Source organism: Streptomyces sp. NPDC043996, assembly GCF_056435225.1.
The window spans coordinates 158,983-177,031 of record NZ_JBWKEY010000011.1 but is presented as its reverse complement, the minus strand read 5'-3'; the positions used below and the strand labels follow the sequence as shown (position 1 = coordinate 177,031).

17 protein-coding genes and 1 pseudogene are annotated in these 18,049 nt (G+C 73.5%); 6 read left to right on the top strand and 12 right to left on the bottom strand.

All coding sequences use genetic code 11. From position 1 onward, the window contains the following. Together AC07A4_RS27810 and AC07A4_RS27805 are read left to right on the top strand one after the other, a co-directional pair. A complete protein-coding gene (locus tag AC07A4_RS27810) occupies positions 1 to 198 on the top strand; it encodes a hypothetical protein (protein WP_478603439.1) in 198 nt (65 codons plus the stop codon). 4 nt (positions 199 to 202) lie between these two features. Further along, positions 203 to 1,570 (top strand): S41 family peptidase, encoded by a 1,368-nt coding sequence (locus tag AC07A4_RS27805; protein ID WP_478603436.1) that lies wholly within the window; start codon positions 203 to 205, stop codon positions 1,568 to 1,570. A 49-nt stretch (positions 1,571 to 1,619) separates the two neighbouring features. On the opposite strand, the gene AC07A4_RS27800 is transcribed toward AC07A4_RS27805, so the two are convergent. The 5 genes from AC07A4_RS27800 to AC07A4_RS27780 all read right to left on the bottom strand — a co-directional run bounded on the left by AC07A4_RS27800 (position 1,620) and on the right by AC07A4_RS27780 (position 6,189). Continuing rightward, positions 1,620 to 1,886: a hypothetical protein gene (locus AC07A4_RS27800; protein WP_478603433.1), complete on the bottom strand. Its 267-nt coding sequence runs from the start codon at positions 1,884 to 1,886 to the stop codon at positions 1,620 to 1,622. 47 nt (positions 1,887 to 1,933) lie between these two features. Continuing rightward, a complete protein-coding gene (locus AC07A4_RS27795; protein WP_478603430.1) occupies positions 1,934 to 2,455 on the bottom strand; it encodes a P-loop nucleotide/nucleoside kinase family protein in 522 nt (173 codons plus the stop codon). Positions 2,456 to 2,530: 75 nt separating this feature from the next. Next, positions 2,531 to 3,040 (bottom strand): RICIN domain-containing protein, encoded by a 510-nt coding sequence (locus AC07A4_RS27790; protein WP_478603428.1) that lies wholly within the window; start codon positions 3,038 to 3,040, stop codon positions 2,531 to 2,533. Between the two features lie 316 nt (positions 3,041 to 3,356). After that, a complete protein-coding gene (locus AC07A4_RS27785; protein ID WP_478603426.1) occupies positions 3,357 to 4,070 on the bottom strand; it encodes a GNAT family N-acetyltransferase in 714 nt (237 codons plus the stop codon). A 55-nt stretch (positions 4,071 to 4,125) separates the two neighbouring features. Next, a complete protein-coding gene (locus AC07A4_RS27780; RefSeq protein ID WP_478603424.1) occupies positions 4,126 to 6,189 on the bottom strand; it encodes an ATP-binding protein in 2,064 nt (687 codons plus the stop codon). Positions 6,190 to 6,361: 172 nt separating this feature from the next. Between AC07A4_RS27780 and AC07A4_RS27775 the strand changes: the two genes are divergently transcribed. Then, a complete protein-coding gene (locus tag AC07A4_RS27775) occupies positions 6,362 to 7,438 on the top strand; it encodes a PP2C family protein-serine/threonine phosphatase (protein WP_478603422.1) in 1,077 nt (358 codons plus the stop codon). Between the two features lie 79 nt (positions 7,439 to 7,517). Beyond that, a complete protein-coding gene (locus tag AC07A4_RS27770; RefSeq protein WP_478603419.1) occupies positions 7,518 to 7,853 on the top strand; it encodes an SCO4225 family membrane protein in 336 nt (111 codons plus the stop codon). A gap of 36 nt (positions 7,854 to 7,889) precedes the next feature. Here the strand turns inward: AC07A4_RS27770 and AC07A4_RS27765 are convergent, their stop codons facing one another. From AC07A4_RS27765 to AC07A4_RS27750, 4 genes and pseudogenes are all read right to left on the bottom strand, one after another. Continuing rightward, a complete protein-coding gene (locus tag AC07A4_RS27765; RefSeq protein WP_478603416.1) occupies positions 7,890 to 8,978 on the bottom strand; it encodes a hypothetical protein in 1,089 nt (362 codons plus the stop codon). A 204-nt stretch (positions 8,979 to 9,182) separates the two neighbouring features. After that, complete coding sequence (locus AC07A4_RS27760) at positions 9,183 to 9,566, bottom strand: peptidase inhibitor family I36 protein (protein WP_478603413.1); 384 nt, start codon at positions 9,564 to 9,566, stop codon at positions 9,183 to 9,185. Positions 9,567 to 9,943: 377 nt separating this feature from the next. Then, positions 9,944 to 11,353: pseudogene (locus AC07A4_RS27755) on the bottom strand (S8 family peptidase); the annotation flags it as partial. Between the two features lie 526 nt (positions 11,354 to 11,879). Next, a complete protein-coding gene (locus tag AC07A4_RS27750) occupies positions 11,880 to 14,660 on the bottom strand; it encodes a helix-turn-helix transcriptional regulator (protein ID WP_478603410.1) in 2,781 nt (926 codons plus the stop codon). Positions 14,661 to 14,808: 148 nt separating this feature from the next. Between AC07A4_RS27750 and AC07A4_RS27745 the strand changes: the two genes are divergently transcribed. After that, a complete protein-coding gene (locus AC07A4_RS27745) occupies positions 14,809 to 15,381 on the top strand; it encodes an ATP-binding protein (protein WP_478603407.1) in 573 nt (190 codons plus the stop codon). Positions 15,382 to 15,405: 24 nt separating this feature from the next. Here the strand turns inward: AC07A4_RS27745 and AC07A4_RS27740 are convergent, their stop codons facing one another. From AC07A4_RS27740 to AC07A4_RS27730, 3 genes are all read right to left on the bottom strand, one after another. Further along, positions 15,406 to 16,146: a cation efflux transmembrane domain-containing protein gene (locus AC07A4_RS27740; protein ID WP_478603406.1), complete on the bottom strand. Its 741-nt coding sequence runs from the start codon at positions 16,144 to 16,146 to the stop codon at positions 15,406 to 15,408. Next, a complete protein-coding gene (locus AC07A4_RS27735; protein ID WP_478603403.1) occupies positions 16,146 to 16,481 on the bottom strand; it encodes an ArsR/SmtB family transcription factor in 336 nt (111 codons plus the stop codon). Before AC07A4_RS27735 ends, AC07A4_RS27740 begins: the two co-directional genes overlap by 1 nt. 120 nt (positions 16,482 to 16,601) lie before the next feature. Further along, the gene (locus AC07A4_RS27730) at positions 16,602 to 16,883 is read right to left on the bottom strand and encodes a hypothetical protein (protein ID WP_478603401.1); all 282 of its coding nucleotides are present in this window, start codon (positions 16,881 to 16,883) and stop codon (positions 16,602 to 16,604) included. Here AC07A4_RS27730 and AC07A4_RS27725 point away from each other — a divergent pair. Then, entirely contained in the window at positions 16,813 to 18,021 is a 1,209-nt protein-coding gene (locus AC07A4_RS27725) for a tetratricopeptide repeat protein (protein WP_478603399.1), read from the top strand. The two genes, AC07A4_RS27730 and AC07A4_RS27725, sit on opposite strands and share 71 nt — an antisense overlap. Positions 18,022 to 18,049 lie beyond the last annotated feature (28 nt).

Below are 18,049 nucleotides of genomic sequence, written 5' to 3'. Positions count from 1 at the left end.
GTGCTCCTCACCCGCGTCCACCGCCGTCTCGTGTACGAGACGGCGCGCTCGGGGCCGGGGTTCAGCGGCGGGGCGGACGTGGTGGAGGTCACGCCGGAGGGCGACGTACCGGGGATCAACGGCCCCACGCGCAACCGTTCACTGTTCGCCGCACCCCGCAGCCCGCACCTCTCCGCACGTCACGAACGCGAAGGATGAAACAGTGCGCATCGCTCTCTCCGCCGCCGTCGCCCTTGTCCTCGCCGCGGGGGCCGCTCCCGCCACCGCCACCGCCGCCGCCGCCGATCCGCCGTCCGTCGACGGCGTGTGGCGCGTGGACGGCTACGGCACCGTCTTCGCCCTGCGCGACGGAAACCTGCAGGAGTACCAGACGACGGCCGTGAGCTGCCTCAAGGGCTTCACCGCCCAGCGGACGCGCCCCGGTGTCTACACCACGCCGTACAACGCCGTCCTCACCGTGCGCCCCGGACCCGACCGTGACCGGGCCACCTTGGCGTTCGACGGCTCCTTGGGCCACCGGAACCTGCGGCGCCTCCCCGAGCTGCCGGACGACTGCTCGCGCCCGGCGGCCGGGGGCCCGCGCGCCACGTTCGACGTGTTCTGGCGGTCCTTCGCCGAGAACTACCCCTTCTTCGCCGCCAAAGGCGTCGACTGGAAGGCCCTGCGCGACCAGTACCGGCCCAAGGTGCACGACGGCACCACCCGCGAGGAACTCTTCACGATCTTCAGCGAGATGGTGGCGCCCCTGTACGACGCCCATGTCGCCGTCGGGGACGGCGAACGCTACTTCGCGCGTGGGCGCCCCGGCACCGTCCTCCCCACCGAGGAACTGGGCGAGCGGGTCAAGAAGTTCATCGTGGAGCGGGACCTCAAGGGCGCCGCGCGCCGTCAGGACTTCGCACGTGGGCGGATCACGTACGCCGATCTGCCGGGCGGCCGCGGCTATCTGCGGATATCCGGCTTCGAGGGGTACGCCGGGGACGGTGCCCCGCACTCCGCCCAACGGGCGGAGCTCGACAAGGCCTTGGACACCGTCCTGACCGGCGAGCGCGTGCGGCGGCTCAAGGGCCTGGTCATCGACGTGCGCGTCAACAGCGGCGGTTCCGACGCCCTGCAGATGCGCGTCGTCGAGCGCCTCACGGACACCCCCTACGTCGCGTACGCCAAGCGTGCCCGCAACGATCCGGACGACCCGTCCCGGTTCACCCGGCCCGAGCCGATCCGCGTCACTCCCGCCGGGGCTCCGCGCTACACCGGCCCGATCGCCGTCCTCACCAGCGGGTCGACGGTGAGCGCGGGAGAGACCTTCACCCAGGCCCTCATCGAACGGCCCGGCCGCACCGTGCGGATCGGCCAGCCCACCCAGGGCGTCTTCTCGGACATCCTGGGGCGCGTGCTGCCCAACGGGATGGGTGTGGTCCTGCCGAACGAGGAGTACCTGACGAGGACGGGCCACACCTTCGACGGCCCCGGCATCCCGCCGCACCTCACCGAGCCGGTCTTCACCAAGGAGGAGTTCGCCAAGAACCGGGACTCGGCCTTCGACCGGGCCCTGAACGTGCTGCGGTGACCGGGCGGCGCCACCCCGCGCGGGTGCGGCTGACGGCGGCGCGCCCTGGTCAGGGGGTGTCGCCGCGCCAGTCCCACAGCTGCGGCCTGTCGGCCCTCGGCCCGTAGTCGGCGTACCCGCCCGGCCCGTACCGGCCTATCTCGGTGGCGAGGAGGCGGCCCGCGGCGAGTTGCTCCCGGCTCCATCCGGTGACGTCGAGGAGCAGACCGTCCAGCGGGCCGCCGACCAGTTCGCGGTAGTCGCGGCCCGGCTGCGGGCCGGGGTCCGGGTCATCGTGGTCCGCGCCGTACACACGGCGCCGTATCACCTTGTCCATGCCCTCAGCCTCGCATCCAGCACTGACATCGGGCTCCGGCGCGGGCTTCAGCCCTTGACGGCCTCGGCGATCCGCAGGGCGGCCTCGGCGGGCGTAAGGTGCGTGGTGTCGACGACCTCGGCCTCGCCGTGCAGCCAGGTGCGGGCCGCCTCGGCGTAGGGCTCGAGGTAGGCGAGGCGGAACGCGGAGGGGCCGAGGACGGTGTCCCCCTCGATGCGTCCCCGCAGGGTGTCCTGGTCGGCGTGGAGGACGAAGTGCCGTACGGGGATGGCGTGCCGGGCGAGGCCCGTGCTGATCTCGCGCCAGTACTCCTCGACGAGGACCGTCATGGGCATCACCAGAGTGCCGCCGGTGTAGTCGAGCACCCGGCGCGCCGTCTCCACGACGAGCGGCCGCCACGGCGGCCAGTGCTGGAAGTTGTCCGTGCTGGGCAGCCCCGGCGTGATGTCCATCAGCGTCTCGCCGACCTTCTCGGCGTCGAACACCCGTGAATCCGGGAGCAGTCGCTGCACGAGCGCACTCGTCGTCGTCTTGCCCGCGCCGTGGGTTCCGTTGAGCCATACGATCATGGGGCCCCACGCTAACGCGGTTCGGCCGCCCCCGTTGACGGTCGAACCGCGAGCGAATGGCCCTTTCAGTGGCCCTTAACCGAAGCGCCAGTCCTGGGCGTTGCTGCCGTTGCACGGATACAACTGGACGGCCGCGCCCGGGTGGGGATTGCCGCCGGACAGGTCCAGGCACATGCCGCTGAGTACGCTGACGATCCGGCTTCCCTCCGTGCGCCACTGCTGGGCCTGCCAGTCAGGGTGACAGGTGAACATGTTCACGCCGGCACCCGTGTCGCGGTTGGCCCCGACGACGTCCAGGCACTTGCCCGACACGTCGTTGATGATTTGGTCGCCCACCTTCTGCCAGCGCTCAGAAGCGCCACCGTGGCATTCCCAGATGGTGACCATCGCCCCATTGCCCGGGTTGCCGTCCCGCACTTCAAGGCACTTATTGCTCTTCGCCGCTGTGATCGAGACTCCGGCCACGGCTCTTTGGGCCTTCCCGGCCGGGGCCGGATCGGCTGAAGCCGAGGTCGTGAAGGCGAGGCTGCCGACCAGGAGCCCTAAGGACCCCAGAAACCCGACCCTCCGGGTGGGCATGCGCATGTCTGTCTCCTCCGCTCGGAACGTGTAGACGGCAGACAGCGTGCAGAAGGCCCTCAGACAGCGACAAGTACGCGTTCCGCTCAGCGGGACGGGCTCTGTCGGCGTCGGCTGATTCCCGCCTGCCGTCGACAGCGCCGCCCCTCGCTCGTCGGGCTCGTACGCCAGGTGAAGGCCCGCGGACGCCGCAGCTGTACGCGCTCAGGGCCACGTGACCGCAGGGGGCCCTGCGTCACCGATGGCAACCTAGAACTGTTGACCGACTCGCGGCGGATGGCGCCATTTCGTCAGCTCCGCCGCACTCCCGCAGGGCGGGAACTCACGGCGTGCGAAAGCCCTGGAACGTGACGGTCCTACGGGTTTCGAAACCAAGGTGCTCATAGAGGGCGATGGCGGCGGTGTTCTTCTCGGCCACGTGCAGGAACGGCCGCTCGCCCCGGTCCAGGATGCCCGCGGCCACCGCGCGCACCAGGCGGGCGGCGTGGCCCTGGCCGCGCGCCTCGGGGACCGTGCACACGGCGCTGATCTCGGTCCAGCCCGGGGGCCGCAGCCGCTCCCCCGCCATCGCCACCAGGCGTCCTTCCGCGCGGATCCCGAGATAGGTGCCGAGTTCACCGGTGCGCTTCCAGAACGGGCCCGGCTCGGTCCGCGCGACGAGGTCGAGCATCTCGGGTACGTCGTCAGGGCCCAGCTCGACGAGGGCGGCGTCGGCCGCGGCACCGGGATCGCCGGGCCGGTCCCGGCCGGGCCAGAGCATCTGCCGCCCCTCGAGCACGAAGACCGGCTCCCAGTCGGACGGCGGGAGCGCCGGGTTGCTGAACATGTCGGCGAAACCGCCGCTCCCGAGCAGCCGCGCCAGGTCGGCCCAGTCCGCCGCGTCGGGCTCCGTCGGCAGCGCGCAGAAGGTCGCGACGTCGGGCAGGTACGTGGCTGCCCGGCCGACCCGCAGGGCCAGCGGTGCGTGCGCTCCGAGCAACGACTCGGCCACGGGGTTGTCGAGTGCGGCGGCATGACTGTTCACCTGCCTGATCATCGCATCCCGACGCTCGTCAGCGGCACCGAGGTCGAGGTGCGCGGCTCCGAGGCGCTCACGCCGTCAGGGCCTCCGCGACGACCGCGTCCAGGTCGCCCTCGTACCCGGCGCGGAACGCGGCGCCGTACGCGTCGTCGCCGATGAGCTCGCGGACCCGCGCCTCACAGGTCCGCCGCAGGGCGGCGAAGTCCTCGGAGCCGCTGCGCGCGCTGCCGATGGTCTGCCACAGCCGGTCGGCGGCGCCGACGAGGCGGGCGGCCCGCTCGGCGTGCCCGGAGGCGAGGGAGGCCGAGGCGAGCACGTCGAGGCACGCGGCGGAGCCGAGGCTGTCGTGGAGGTCGCGCTTGACCCGCACCGCGGCGCGCGCGTGGGTGGCGGCCTCCTGGGCCCTGCCCCGGCCGAGTTCGGCGAGGGCCAGCGTGAAGTCGCCGTACGCGCGCAGCCACAGCTCGCCGTGGCGTGCGCACTCGGCGCGCATTTCGGCGGAGACAGCGACGGCCTGGTCGAACTGCCCGAGGTAGATGTGGGAGAAGGCGCGGGCGCTGTGCACGAGCCCCCAGGCCGCGTCGTAGTGGCCGCGCGCGGGGCGACGGCGGGGCACCGTGTCCAACGTCGCGATGGCCCGGGTGTGCTCGCCTCCGATCGTGCGGATGAGTCCGCCCAGGTAGGCGGCGGCATGCGGCACGGTCTCGTCGTCCTCCCCGTTCGTGGCCTCCCGGAAGGCGGCGGCCGATCGGCGGGCCGCTTCGACGTCGCCCTGGCTCACGGCGACGAGGCAGCTGGCCCACAGGGCCTTGCCGTGGGCGGGACCGGGCAGCCGGTTCAGGGCCAGGGCCCGGTCGAGGTAGTGGCGGCCCTCCGTGGTGAGGCCGCGGGCGAACCAGACGAACCACAGGGCGCCCCCCAGTTCCTGCGCACTGTGCCCGTCGCCCTCGGCGAGGCAGAAGTCAAGCGCGGCGCGGAAGTTGGCGTGCTCGGCGGCCGCCCGGTGGAACCAGGCGCGCTGGCCGGGCCCTGACCAGGCGGCGTCGGCGGTGCGGGCGAGGTCCAGGCAGTGCTCCAGGTGGCGGCGGCGGACCTCGTGCTCCTCGCCGAGCCCGCGCAGCCAGAACATGCCGAACTCGCGGATGGTGTCCAGCATCCGGTAGCGCGAGTCGGACCCGGCCGGCACCCACTCCACGATCGAACCGCGCACGAGCGACGCGAGCAGCCCGGACACGTCCTGGACGGGCAGGCGGCCGTCCGCGCACACCCGGCGGGCCGCCTCCTCGTCGAAGGTCCCCGCGAACACGGACAGACGGGCCCAGGCGAGGCGCTGGGCGGGGGTGCACAGCTGGTGGCTCCAGCCGATCGCGGTGCGCAGCGCCTGGTGCCAGGGCGGGTCGGCCTCGTACACCGTCTGCCGGGTCTCGCCGAGCACTTCGAAGCGGTCCTCCAGGCGCCGGTTGAGTTCGGCCGTGGACATCTCCCGCAGCCGGGCGGCGGCCAGCTCGATGGCCAGCGGCAGCCCTTCGAGCCTGCGGCACAGCGCCGCGGCCTCGCCGTCGTCGGCACCGCCGAGGCCGCATCCGGGGGCGGCCTCCGCGGCGCGCAGGGCGAGCAGCGCCCTGGCGTCCGCCTCGGGCAGCGGGTCGAGCGCCACGACGTCCTCGGCGGGCAGGTCGAGCGGGCGGCGGCTGGTGGCGAGCACGCGCAGTCCTGGCGCCACCGTCAGCAGGGCCGCGACCGTCTCGGCGCACTCCCGGACCAGGTGCTCGCAGGTGTCGAGGACGAGCAGCAGCCGCCGCCCGGACACGTAGTCGGCCACGGCGTCGAGGACCGGCCGGGTGCTCTGGTGGACCAGGGGCAGCGCCTCGGCGATCGCGTACGCCAGCATCGCGCCGCCCTCCAGCGGGGACAGCTCCACCCACCAGACGCCGTCGGGGAAGCCCGGCCGCAGATCGGCTGCGGCCTTGCGCGCGAGGCACGTCTTCCCCACTCCGCCCACGCCGCTCACCGTCACCAGGCGGTGCCGGGCCAACCGGCCGGTGACCTCGGCCAGTTCGCTGCGGCGGCCGATCAGGGACGTGCCGCTCCCGTACGCCGCGTCCGCCGCGACCGGTCCGTGTGACTCCGCCACCTTCGCCTCCTCTTGAGTCCCTGCGCGAGGCGGTCCCCTTCCATACTGCCGACGCCGAGCGCGCAGGCTGTGGCGAATTGACCACGGACCGTCATCGAAGCTGGCACAGTACCCCGCACGCGGGAGTCGTGCGGGGGAAAGGCGGACTTCGCGGAACGACAAGGGGGAAGTGGTGGAAACACAGCGCACGTGGCTGGTGACGGCCGTGGGGGCACAGTTCGCCGTGGCCGCGGCCATGACCGTCACCGATCCGCCGCTGCACGGGCTGCCGCTGGTCGGGCCGCTCCTGGCCGCCCAGCGGCTTTCCCCCCGCGCCACCGCGGCCTTGGGGGGCACCGCCCTGGCCCTCACGCTCCTTGACTCGCCGCCCACGCAGCCGCGTGACCTGGCCTTCCTGCTGAACATCGCCGTGGTCTCGGCCTGGGCGACGATAACGGCGCACACCCGCGTGCGCGCCAAGCGCGCGCTGGACCGTATGACTCGACTCGCCGTCACCGCGCAAGAGGCCCTCGCCCGGCCGCTGCCCGACCGCGTGGGCCACGTCGGCCTCGCCGTCCACACCCGCAGCGCCGACCGGCACACCCGCCTCGGTGGTGACGTCCACGACGCCGTACTCACCTCGGCGGGCCCCCGCCTGCTGCTCGCCGACGTCAAAGGGCACGGCACCCAGGCCATGCGCGTCGCCGCCGCCGTCCTGGCCGCGTTCCGGCGCACCGCGGCGACCCAGCCCGACCCGGTCCTGCTCGCCCACGCCCTCGACGAGCGCCTCGGCCCCGAGCTCGGCCCGGAGGACTTCGTCACCCTGCTGCTCGTCGACTTCCACCCCGGCGAGGCCCACATCGTGAACTGCGGCCACCCGCCCCCACTGCGCACGGGCCGCCATCTGCGCCCGCTCCCGCCGCCGCGGCCCTCGCCCCCGCTGGGTCTGCACCCGGCGCCCCGTCTGCAACGCGTCCACCTCAACCCGGGCCGACGCCTGCTCCTCTACACCGACGGCGTCACCGACGCCCGCGACAGCGGCGACGTCCCCTTCCTCCTGGACGGCCCCGAGGTCCACGCCGCCCTGACCGCGCCCGCCCTGGCCGACGCGCTGCGCGACCTGACGGATCTGCTGCACCGCCACACCGGCGACACCCCCGTCAAGGACGACCTCACCCTGCTCCTCGCCGAGCCCGACCGCGTCCCGGCCGTGGCCGCGCCACGGCCGGACCTTGACATCCGCTCGCGCGTGGACCGCCGGGAGCGCTGAGTACGCGTACTCATGTCCGAGCGCGCCCCTCCGCCCACAGTGGAGGTCTCCGACCCGCACCGGCCCGAAGGACCCCGCGATGACGCACGCCTCCCGCCCACGCCAGTTGCTCGCGCTCGCCACGCACGCCTGGCTCGCGCGCGCGTATCTCGCCGTGGTCGCGGTGGCGCTGGGGTTCTTCCTGGGGGCCTGGTACGTGGGACCGGACCCGGGGCTCGCCGGGTTCTACCCGTTCGTCGTCACCATGCCGCTCGGGTTCCTCGCCTTCCTGCTGTCGATCCCGGCGGAGCAGTCCTCACTCACCTGGCTGGGCCCGACGGTCTTCGCCGTGGGTACGGCCCTGGCGGGAGTGTTCAACGCCGTGCTCCTCGGCCGGTTCGCCCGCGGCACGCGGAGGCGGGAACGGGCCGTGTGAGGGGATCTGGCCGCGCGCCGCTGCCGCCGCTCGCGCCTACGCCGGGTCGCGCCGCACCACTTCGCCACGCCCGTCGGCCACCAGCGAGGCCGATCCCTCGGGGCCGGTCACGCTGACCCTGACGGTGACGGAGCCGGTGAGGCGGTCGACGGTCAGCTGCCAGGAGCGCGGTCCTTCGACGCCGAGGGAGGTGGTGGCCTCCTTCACCAGGGCGGGGAAACGGTCGTAGGGCAGCGACCCCGGATCGAACCGCGAGGCCCGCGTGCCGGTGGGCGCGAACACCACCGACAGCAGACGTTCCTGTACGACGACGGTGAGCGCGGCGCGCTCGCCCTTGCCCCGGGTGAGCGCGTCGACGGCCCGGGACAGCTCGCCCTCGTCGAGGAACGACTGGCCAGGACCGAGGGCGACCGTGCCGGACGCCGACGACACGACCGTGGTCGACGACGTGGTGGACACGGACGGCCGCGGGGAGTCGGACCGCCGCGCGGCGGTGTCCTCGTCGAAGAGGTCGCCGCGGCACAGGACGACCACGAGGGCCGCGCCGAGCAGCAGGCCGAGCAGCCCGAGGCACCCGGCGGCGGCGCTCCCCCCGGCCTCGCTCACCAGGGCAGGACCGGGCACCGAGTCGAGGCGGGCCGCCGCCACGCGCTCCCGCCACTCCGGCATGGGCCGCTTCACGATCCGCGCCCGCCACGGCCGGTCCGGCGGGTACTGGACCACCAGGACCCCGCGCGGCCGGTAGTCGGGCAGGTCAACGAGGTTGATGTCCTGCGTGATCTTGACGCGGAACCCCGGCGCGTCGTCCGGTGCGACGGTGAGGTCGAACCGCACCGGAACGTCGCTCGACTCGCCGCCGACGGCCCGCAGGCTCTCGATCATCGCGAGTGCCGTGCGGGGCGCGACGGCCGCCTCCCGGGCCCGCCGCGGCGCACCCGTCAGGAAGAGGAGCAGGCCGAAGACCGCGGGCACCACGAGACCCGTCACGAACAGCGGCGCGCTCTCGATGACACCCCCCACGACGAGAGCGGCGAGCGACGCCCCGGCCACACCGCCCGTCACCAGCCCCCGGACGAGAGCGACGGGAGTGGCGTGCGTGGGCGGTGCGCCCTCGGTGATCGTCATGCGGGCGATCGTGCCGGGCCCCGGTAACGGCCGGTAGGCGCCAGCGTGACCTTCCGCGATCCCGTATCCCCCCTCCTCACCGGCCGTGTCACCGCCGCCGTGCGGTCCCCGCCGACCGGCTCCTGGACGATGCGCGCGTCCCCTGGTCGCGCGCATCGTCCGGCCAGCACGCTCCGACGGCCGTGGCGGCCCCGGGGCGAGGGGCTACTGCGGCCTGAAGGAGCGGATCTGGTAGTTGCCCTGGAGGTTTCCGGAGCCTCCCGCAGGGGTGGAGCCCACGCGGTCGTTGTAGTTCGTGCCCTTGTAGTACTGCTTCCGGTGGCCGGTGCTGTTGGCCACCGAGAGCACGTTCGCGCCGCGCTGGATGAAGCCGCAGTCGTCGGCGGTGTTGGCGCGCTGGTTGCTCGCCCATATGCAGCGCTCACCACTGCCGTTCCAGCCGCTGTAGATACAGAAGTAGCCAGTGCTGCAGTTGAACGCCTGCGGGGCCTTGGGTGCCGGGGCGGAGGACGCCGCCGCGAGCGGTACGGTGCCGAGGGCGGCGGTCAGGGCCAAGGACGCGACGAACAGCGAACGAGTAGTGCGCATGGAACGATGTCCCTTCTTCGACGACGGTTCCCGCCGTTCCGCGAGCGAACGGCATCGCCGTGCGTCGGGGCTGACCAGCCCCTCCCGCACGGCCTGCCCCCACTGTGTCCCGCCCCGGCCCCACGGGTCGTTAGCACCCAGCGCGAAAACCCTGTGCATCCAGCGCACGCGACCCGTGCACACCTCACAGCCGTGCCGCAGGTCGCGCGAACACCCGGAACAGGCGAACTCGGTTCCGCTCAACGGAACGGCGCTTCTCCGTTCCCTGGTTCCCCGCCACTGGCGCTCCCGGCCCCGCGAAGGGCCTGGTGCCGTCGCGGCACCAGGCCCCCAGAGGGTTGAGCGGCCTCGCGGGGCCGTCAGGTTCAGCGCGTCCCGAGTGCGGACAGCGTCGCGTCGGCGTCGGCGAGGCCCGCGCCGCAGCCGCCGGAGCAGGTGCCTGCCAGCGGGCGGGCGTTGCTCTTGATGGCGGACTCCACCTGGGCCGGGGTGATGCCGGACTTGGCCTGGTAAAGGAGCGCGGCGAGGCCCGCGATGTGCGGGGCGGCCATGCTGGTGCCCTGGTAGGCGACGTAGTTCTCGCCGCCGATGCTCCGGGTGCCGGAGTTCAGCGTGGACAGGATGCCGCCGGAGGCGCTCGGCGAGGTCTCGCCGCCGGGTGCGGTGATGTCCACGACGCTGCCGTAGTTGGAGTAGACGGCCCGGTTGCCCTGACGGTCGGCGGCCGCGACGGCGATGACGTTCTTGCAGCTGGCGGGGTTGAAGTTGGCGGCGTTGGCGTTCGAGTTCCCGGCCGCGACGACGACGGTGGTGCCCCGGCCCACGGCCGCGTTGATGGCGCTCTGGGTGCCCGCGTCGCAGGCGCCGCCGCCACCCAGGCTCATGTTGATGACGTCGGCGGGGTACGGGTTGCCCGCGACGCCCTGCACGGTGCCGCCGGAGGACCAGGTGATCGCGTCGATGATGTCGGCGGTCGTGCCGCCGCACTTGCCGAGTACGCGCACGGGCTGGACCTTGGCCTTGTGGGCGATGCCCGCGACGCCCTTGGCGTTGTCGCTGGTGGCCGCGATGGTGCCCGCGACGTGCGTGCCGTGCCAGGAGTTGTTGGTGTCACGGGACGGTACGGGCTGGCCGCCTGCGTCGGTGCCGCACTCGCCGCGGTTCATCCAGTCACCGGGGTCCGCGGGGCTGCTGTCCCGGCCGCCGCCGTCCTGCGCCATCCAGGGATCGGAGATGAAGTCGTACCCGGAGACCACGTTGGCGGCCAGGTCGCTGTGCTTGACGTAACCGGTGTCGATGACCGACACGTTGACGCCCTCGCCCGTCACGCCCCGCGCCCAGGCTCCGGGGACGTTCATGCCCGCCCGGTCCTCGAAGAGGTCCCACTGCTGGGAGTAGTACGTGTCGTTGGGGTCGGCCGCGGCGTACATACGGGTGTCCGGGACCACGTAGGCGACGTCCGGGTCGGCCGCGAAGGCGGACATGACGTCCTTGACGTCCTTGGTGCCCAGCTTGTCGCCGAGGTCGACCAGGGCCGCGCCGGTGCCGAGGCGCCGGTCGAATGCGAGGTCCTCGCCGACGTCCTTGCCCTTGGCACGGGCGTCGTCGCGCGCCTCGGCGTTGGACTTCGCCTCCTCGGCGCGCGGGGCGTAGCCGACGATGAGGCGCTCGGTGGGGGCCGCCTTCGCCACGGCCGCGCCGGGGGTCGCGGCGGAGTCCGAGCCCGGAGCCGCGAGGACGGTGGTCGCTCCCGTGCCGAGGAGGACCGCGGCCGTCGCCGCGGCCAGGAGGGATATGCGTGTGCGTCTGGAACCGCTCAAGGTGTGGCCTTTCCCGAGCCGGTCCGGGCAGGCCGGACCAGCGGTTCGTACCGTGCATGACAAATCACTCCGTGCCTGGCCGAATGGTGCGTTGTGGGAGGTGTGGGGGTGGCACAGGCAGAGCGGTGCGCGGGCGGCCCGTCGACGGGGCCTGGCGCTTGGCGGGAATCCCCGCGTGGGCACGCCGTTGCACGACACCGGCCGGCCGCCGCGCGTCCGTCACGCATGGCCCGTGATGGATGAACGTTCGACCAACCGGTGGCACGGAACTTATGGCCGGAACAACAGCACGCCTATCCGGGAGCCCCAACCTACGGATACGCAATTAACCAGGCCCGCGTGTCGTGTTGGTCTAGTCCTGACCTGGGGGTTCTTGTGTCGGCGTCTCGACGGGGAGGCCAACACGCCCTCGCTCGCGCGGCGTTGGGACCGTGTCGAAAAAGTGCGGGTCAGTGGAGCACGGAAGACAGGGTACGGATCCGGGGCGTGCGGGTCAGCTGCCCGGCGCCGCCGCCGGATCCGTGTCCGGGCCGCCGCCAACGGCTCCCAGGTCCTGCCGGGTCGCGGTGCCCAGTTTGCGCATGGCGCGGGCCACGTGCTGTTCGACGGTGCGCGGCGACAGGTGCAAGGTGGTGGCGATCTCGCGGTTGGTCAGGCCGTTGCCCGCCAGCTCCGCGACTTCGCGCTCCCGAGGGGAGAGCTGGTCGCGGTACGAGGGCCGTCCGGGCCTGCGCCGGTCCTTCTCCGGCTGGTGGGCGCGGGAGAGCGCGCGCACCCGGGCGGCGTCCCAGGCCGCCCCGAGGTCGCTGAACTGCCGGGCGGCGAAGGCGAGTTCGACGAGGCCTTCGTCACGCATCCCGTCGTGCGTCCCGTCACGCCTCCCGTCGGGCGCGCCGCTGTCGTCGCCGTTCGCGGCGGAGTTGGCCCACTCCAGGGCGCAGCGACCTGCACCCTCCGCCGTCAGCGCGCGGGCGTAGGGCCGGGGCAGGGCGGCGAACGCCGCCCCGGCCTGCTGGTAGAGGGGCACGGCCCGCGCCGGATCGCCGCTCGCCTCGGCCAGCGCGGCACGGGTCCACACCAAGGCCGCCTCCGCCGCAGGGGACTCAAGCCCGGCCAGGCCGAGGCGGAAGGCGTCCACGACCTGCCGGGCGCCCTCCATGTCGCCGTCCCTGGCCAGCGCCTCCACCACCCAGGGGGCCAGCTCCGCCGCCCATACGTACACACCCTTGGAGACGACGTTGCCCCACGCCTTGCGGGCTTCCTCGACGGCGCCCGCGAGGTCCTGCCGCGCGAGCGCGAGGCGGATGAGCGCACCGGCCAGGGTCGCCCCGAGGGGTGCGGCGGCGTGTTCGGCCAGGGGCGCGTCCTCGCCCGACAGCCATGCCGCCGCCGGGCCCCAGCCGCCCCGGGCGAGGTGGAGCAGCCCCAGGACGGTGCGGGCGTCGGCCGAGATGACGGGCATGTCGGCGGTTTCCCTGACGAACTCCTCGCAGCGCTCGACGAGTCCGTCCCACTGCCCGGTGGCCCACTCCAGCAGCAGCCGGGTGCCGAGCGCCGTCCGCTCGGTGTAGGGGGCGCCGCTGCGGGCGGAGAGCTCAAGGCCTTCGGTGAGCAGTTCGCGCGTACGGTCGTAGAGGCCGAGCCACACCGAGGAGTCCGCCGCGTTGCACAGGCCGCGCGCCACGTGGCGGCGGCAGCGGGGGTCGGGGCTGTCGAACGGGAGGGCCTTCAGGAGCTCCCACCCTTCGGGGTTGCCGTAGCTGAGGGCGAGCCCCGCCCGGTTCGCCGCGACCGCCGTCCGCACGACCTCGTCGCCGCTGTCCGCGCTGGCGCGCTCGGCGTCCCGCATCCAGGCCAGGTGAACGTCCAGGGAGTTGCCCGGCCAGTAGGGCATGGCAAGGGCCGACATCGCGCGGGCCGCCAGCTCCGGCCGCTCCTCGCGCAGCTCCGCGGCCGACCGCTCCAGCTCGGCCCAGCCGTGGGTGCTCATGCCGACCTGGTTGCACAGCAGCAGCCCCAGGTCCAGGCGCATCTCACCGCGTACGACCTGCGGCAGTTTCTCGTCCCGCACGATCTGCGTGAGCACCTCAACCGTCTGGTCGGAGCGCAGCGCGACGACGGCGCTGCTCGCGAGGACGGGGGCGAGGCGCGCTCGCGCATGCTGCGGTACCAGCGCCGAGGCGAGCGTGTCCTCAAGGAGCGTGATGGCCTCCTGGTGGCGGCCCTCGGCCGCGGCCTCCCGGGCCGCGTGTTCCACGGCCCGCAGCCACGCCCTCACCTCGCCACCGGCCCGGCGGTGACGGGCGAGGGCCGCCCACGGCACCGGCTGTCTGCGCTGGAGCAGCGCGGCGGCCCGGCCGTGCAGTTCCTGGCGCACGGGCCCGGGCACGGTTTCCAGGACGGCCTCGGCGGCCAGCGGGACGGGCAGGGCGTAGCGGTGCTCGGCGTCTTCCACCACCGCGGCCCCCGCCAGCGCGGCCACGAGGGCGCCACGGCCGCCCTCGCTGCCCTGGCCGCTTTCGGGCGCCGACTGCGCGTCCGCTCCCGCCACCGCCAGCAAGTCCTCGCCGGACGCCGGTTCACCCAGTACCGCCGCCGCCCACACCACGCGCCGCGCGGGCGCGGGCAGGGCGTGGGTGCGGCGCAGCATCAGCTCCGCGAGGCGCACGGGCACCCCCGCGGCGTCGACGTCGGCGGCGGTGCAGCGCCGCCCCGCGCTGTCCCGCAGCACGGTCAGGAGGTCGACCACCACCTGTGCCACGCCGCCCGACCGCTCGTGCAGCCGCGCCACCGCCTGCGGCGCGCACCCCTCCCCCAGGACCTCCCTCGCCGCCTCCGCCACCTGAGCGGCGTCCCACGGCCGCACCTGGTGGCGCAGCACCACCAGGTCGTCCGGGTAGCACAGCGGCGCCGCGCCGAACGGCAGGCCGGGGTGGGGCAGTTCTTCGGCGCGGTACGTGACGACGAGGGCCGTGCCCGCCGGTGGGCGCTCCACCAGGCCCCGTACCCAGGCCAGGGCGTCCTCGTCCGCCGCGTGGACGTCGTCCACCAGGATCAGCGCGGGGGCGGTGGGGGCGGTGTCCGGCGGCTGCCCGCCGCCGGTCCACGAGGTCACGACCCCGGCGGCCGCCGGCAGCTCGGCCAGGCGTCGCAGCAGTCGGCTCTTGCCGGTGCCCGCGGCTCCGGCGACCAGGACGAGCACGGCTCCGGCGTCCCGCTCCGTCAGCGTCCGCCGAATCCGGCCTATCCAGAATTCCTCACCCTGCGTGACCATTCCGCTCCTGAACGCTGCCTACCAGGCCTTCCGGCTTTCTTTGCGTATCCGTATTTGGCCCGGCACTGATTGTTTTTCGCCTACGAGGGTTGACAGCGTGCAGAGTGCCAGTGATGCGGCGCCACGGGCAGAGCAGCGGGAGGACCGCATGATCACCGCCCAGCACGAGCACCCGCCCAGAACGGGCACCGGTGCGATCCCGGCCGCCCCTCCGGCGCCCCCGGGCCTGGTCGCCGCGCCCCGTGAAGCCGTGTCCCGCGGAGCTCTGCCCCACGCGGCCCTGTCCCGTACCGCCGCGTCCCGCGAAGCACACACCACGCTCCCGGCGACGGCCGCCGCGGCCCCGGCCATGCGCCGCCTGGCGACGACGTCCGCGCGCGCCTGGCGGCTCGAGGCCGCCACGCGTGAGGCGCTGGCGCTCGTCGTCACTGAGCTGGTCACAAACGTCATACTGCACAGCGGCAGCCCCCGTGTCACTCTGCGGCTGCGCCTGCTGCCCGCCGCGCTGCTCGTCGAGGTCCACGACACCGGCCGCTGGCACCGCCGCGTGACGCGCCGCCCGTACGAGCGCCCCGCCGTCGGCGCGGACACCGCCGCCGCGGACTGCCCGCGCGCCGAGTCGGGCCGCGGCCTCGCCCTGGTGGAGGCCTATACGTCCCACACCACGATCCGCCCCTCCCGCAAGGGCACGACCGTACTGGCCGAACTGGCCCTGAGCTGACCCACGCGCCCGGGCGTTCGCCGGTCAGCCGCAGCAGTCGCAGCCCGGACGGCAGCCGCACGCGTCACCCGCGCCTCCCGTACCGGTTCCGGCGGTTCCAGCGGTCGCGGCCGTCGCGGCCCGGGGCGCGCAGCAGCCTTCGCCGCGCCAGGCGTCGCGGCCTTCCCTGACGGCGATGGCCGCGATGACGAGGGCGGCGACGGGGTCGGCCCACGACCAGCCGAGGGTGGCGTTGAGGAGCAGGCCCACCAGGAGCACGGCGGACAAGTACGTGCACAGGAGGGTCTGCTGGGAGTCGGCGACCGCGCTGGCGGAGCCGAGTTCGCGGCCCGCGCGGCGCTGGGCGGCGGACAGGAACGGCATGACCGCGAGGGAGAGCGCGGCGATGACGATGCCGGGCACGGAGCGCTCGGCTTCGCCGGTGCCCGTCAGGGCGCGGGCGGCGTCGGCGGTGACGTAGGCGGCGAGCACGAAGAAGGACACCGCGATGATCCGCAGGGTGGTCTTCTCCCGGGCCTCGCGCACGGAGTGGTCGCGGGCGGAGAACTGCCAGGCGACGGCGGCGGCCGAGGACACCTCGATGACGGAGTCAAGACCGAAGCCGATCAGCGCGGTGGAGGAGGCGAGGGAGCCCGCGGTGATGGCCACGACCGCCTCGATGACGTTGTACGTGATCGTCGCGGCGACCAGCAGACGTATGCGACGGGCGAGCACGTCGCGGCGAGCGGGGGCGGGGCCGATGCCGAGTGGCATCTCGGCGGCCATCAGCAGCACCCCTTCTCGTCGGCGTCCGGGCAGGTGCGGTCGCCGTCCACGGCCACGACCGCGGCGAGCAGGTCGTCAAGGGCGCGGCCGAGGCGCTCGTCGGCCAGCTCATAGCGGGTGCGGCGGCCGTCGGGGACCGTGACGACAAGACCGCAGTCGCGCAGGCAGGCCAGGTGGTTGGACAGTCGGGTACGGGAAACGCCGAGGGCGTCGGCGAGGTCGGCCGGGTAGGCGGGAGCCGCATGCAGGGCGAGCAGGACACGGCAGCGGATCGGGTCGGCGAGCGCGCGGCCGAAGCGGGTCAGGACGTCGATGTCGGAGGCGAGGGTCAGCACGCTCAGGACAATACATCTGATCCTGAATTCAGGGAATCCTGAATCAACCTCGTACCGGCGCCTCGGAGGCCACCCGCACCGGCGCCTCGCCGCCCGCCCGCCCCGCGGCTGGGGGCGCCGCTACGGCCGCGCCGCCCGCAGGCACGCCTCGGAGGCGACGTTCGAGACGACCCCCAGGTCCGACAGTTCGAGGTAGCAGTGCCGGTAGCTGATCGGGTCGCCGTCGGCCCCACGGAGGCAGGCCAGCCGGACGGCCTCGCGATCGGCATCGGGATACCGCTCGAAGACGTGGCTCTGGCAGGCCTGCGGGGTCGCGTGCGCGGCCGGGGCCATGAACGCGAGGCCGCCCAGGGCGAGGGTGGCGCCGCTCAAGGCGGCGGCGAAGCGGGGAACGAGGCGCATGGCGAACGTGGTTCCTTTCACGGGAGGCTCGAGTCCGGTGCCCGGTCTTGACGCCGGAATGTGGGCCATTCACCGCACGGGGACGGCCGTTCGCCCACAGCCATGGCCACGACCATTGCCATGGCCACGACCCCAAAGCCCAACGCCATTCCGAATCCCTGTCGTTATTCCGAATTCCGAGTCACCGGTGGAGAATTCTTCCTGCCCGATCTTCCATCGGGGCAAGGGGAGAGCGCAACGATCGTTCCGTTCACCGGAACAGAGGATTCAGCGCCTGTTCACACACGGAGACTGGCGTGGCCTTTCCGCTGGGCCGTCAGTTTCCACGGGAACACGGCCACGCCGCGAGCGGATACGAAACCACCGGCGGCGCCAGGCCATGTGGCACCCGGCGTCAACTCCGCCGCTGGTGCCCGCGCCAGGCCACGAAGAGCCCCGTGCCGACGGAGGCGATCGTGGCGAACGCCTGGGGTCCGGCCAGCAGGAACATCGTCGTCACCGCGGCGAGCAGACTCACCAGGGCCACGAAGTCGAGGGCGCGCTCGGCGAGTGCGGCGCGCTCCAGGAGGCCGCGGACGCGTTCGCCCGCGCGGTCGAGCTCGACGGCTCCGACGCGGAGACCTGGGCCACCCTCGGCGGCCTGCATCGCCGCCTGGCCAGCGGCGCCCCTGGTGATCCGTTCGACACCGTGGAGCTGGAGAGAGCCCTGCGGTGCTACCGCCGGGCGATCGCGCTGAGCGGCAACGACACCTATCCGCGCCTCAACGAGGCCCGGTTGGAACTGCTGCTCGCGGGCGCCCGCGGCAGCGACCCCTCCGCCGCCCTCGACCGCTTCCGCCGCCTGGAACACCTGGCCCGCTTCTCGGCGGAGGACACGGCGGAGACCGACCCGTGGCCCGTCTTCGACCTCGCGGACACCCTGTTGCTGACGGGCCGTGAGGCAGAGGGCCTCACGGAACTGCGGCGAGCGATCGGCCGGGTGCGCCCGCACGAACTCGAGTCGGTGCTCACCTCCGTCGTGGCACCTCTGCGGGACATCCTGTCCTGTGCCGGGCTGCTGCCCCCGGAGGCAGCCGGTGCCGTGAACAAGGCGGTCGCCGAGTGCCTACGCCAGCTGCCCCAGCGGGGTACGCCGTGACGGTCCGCACCGTCGTCACCGCGCCCCC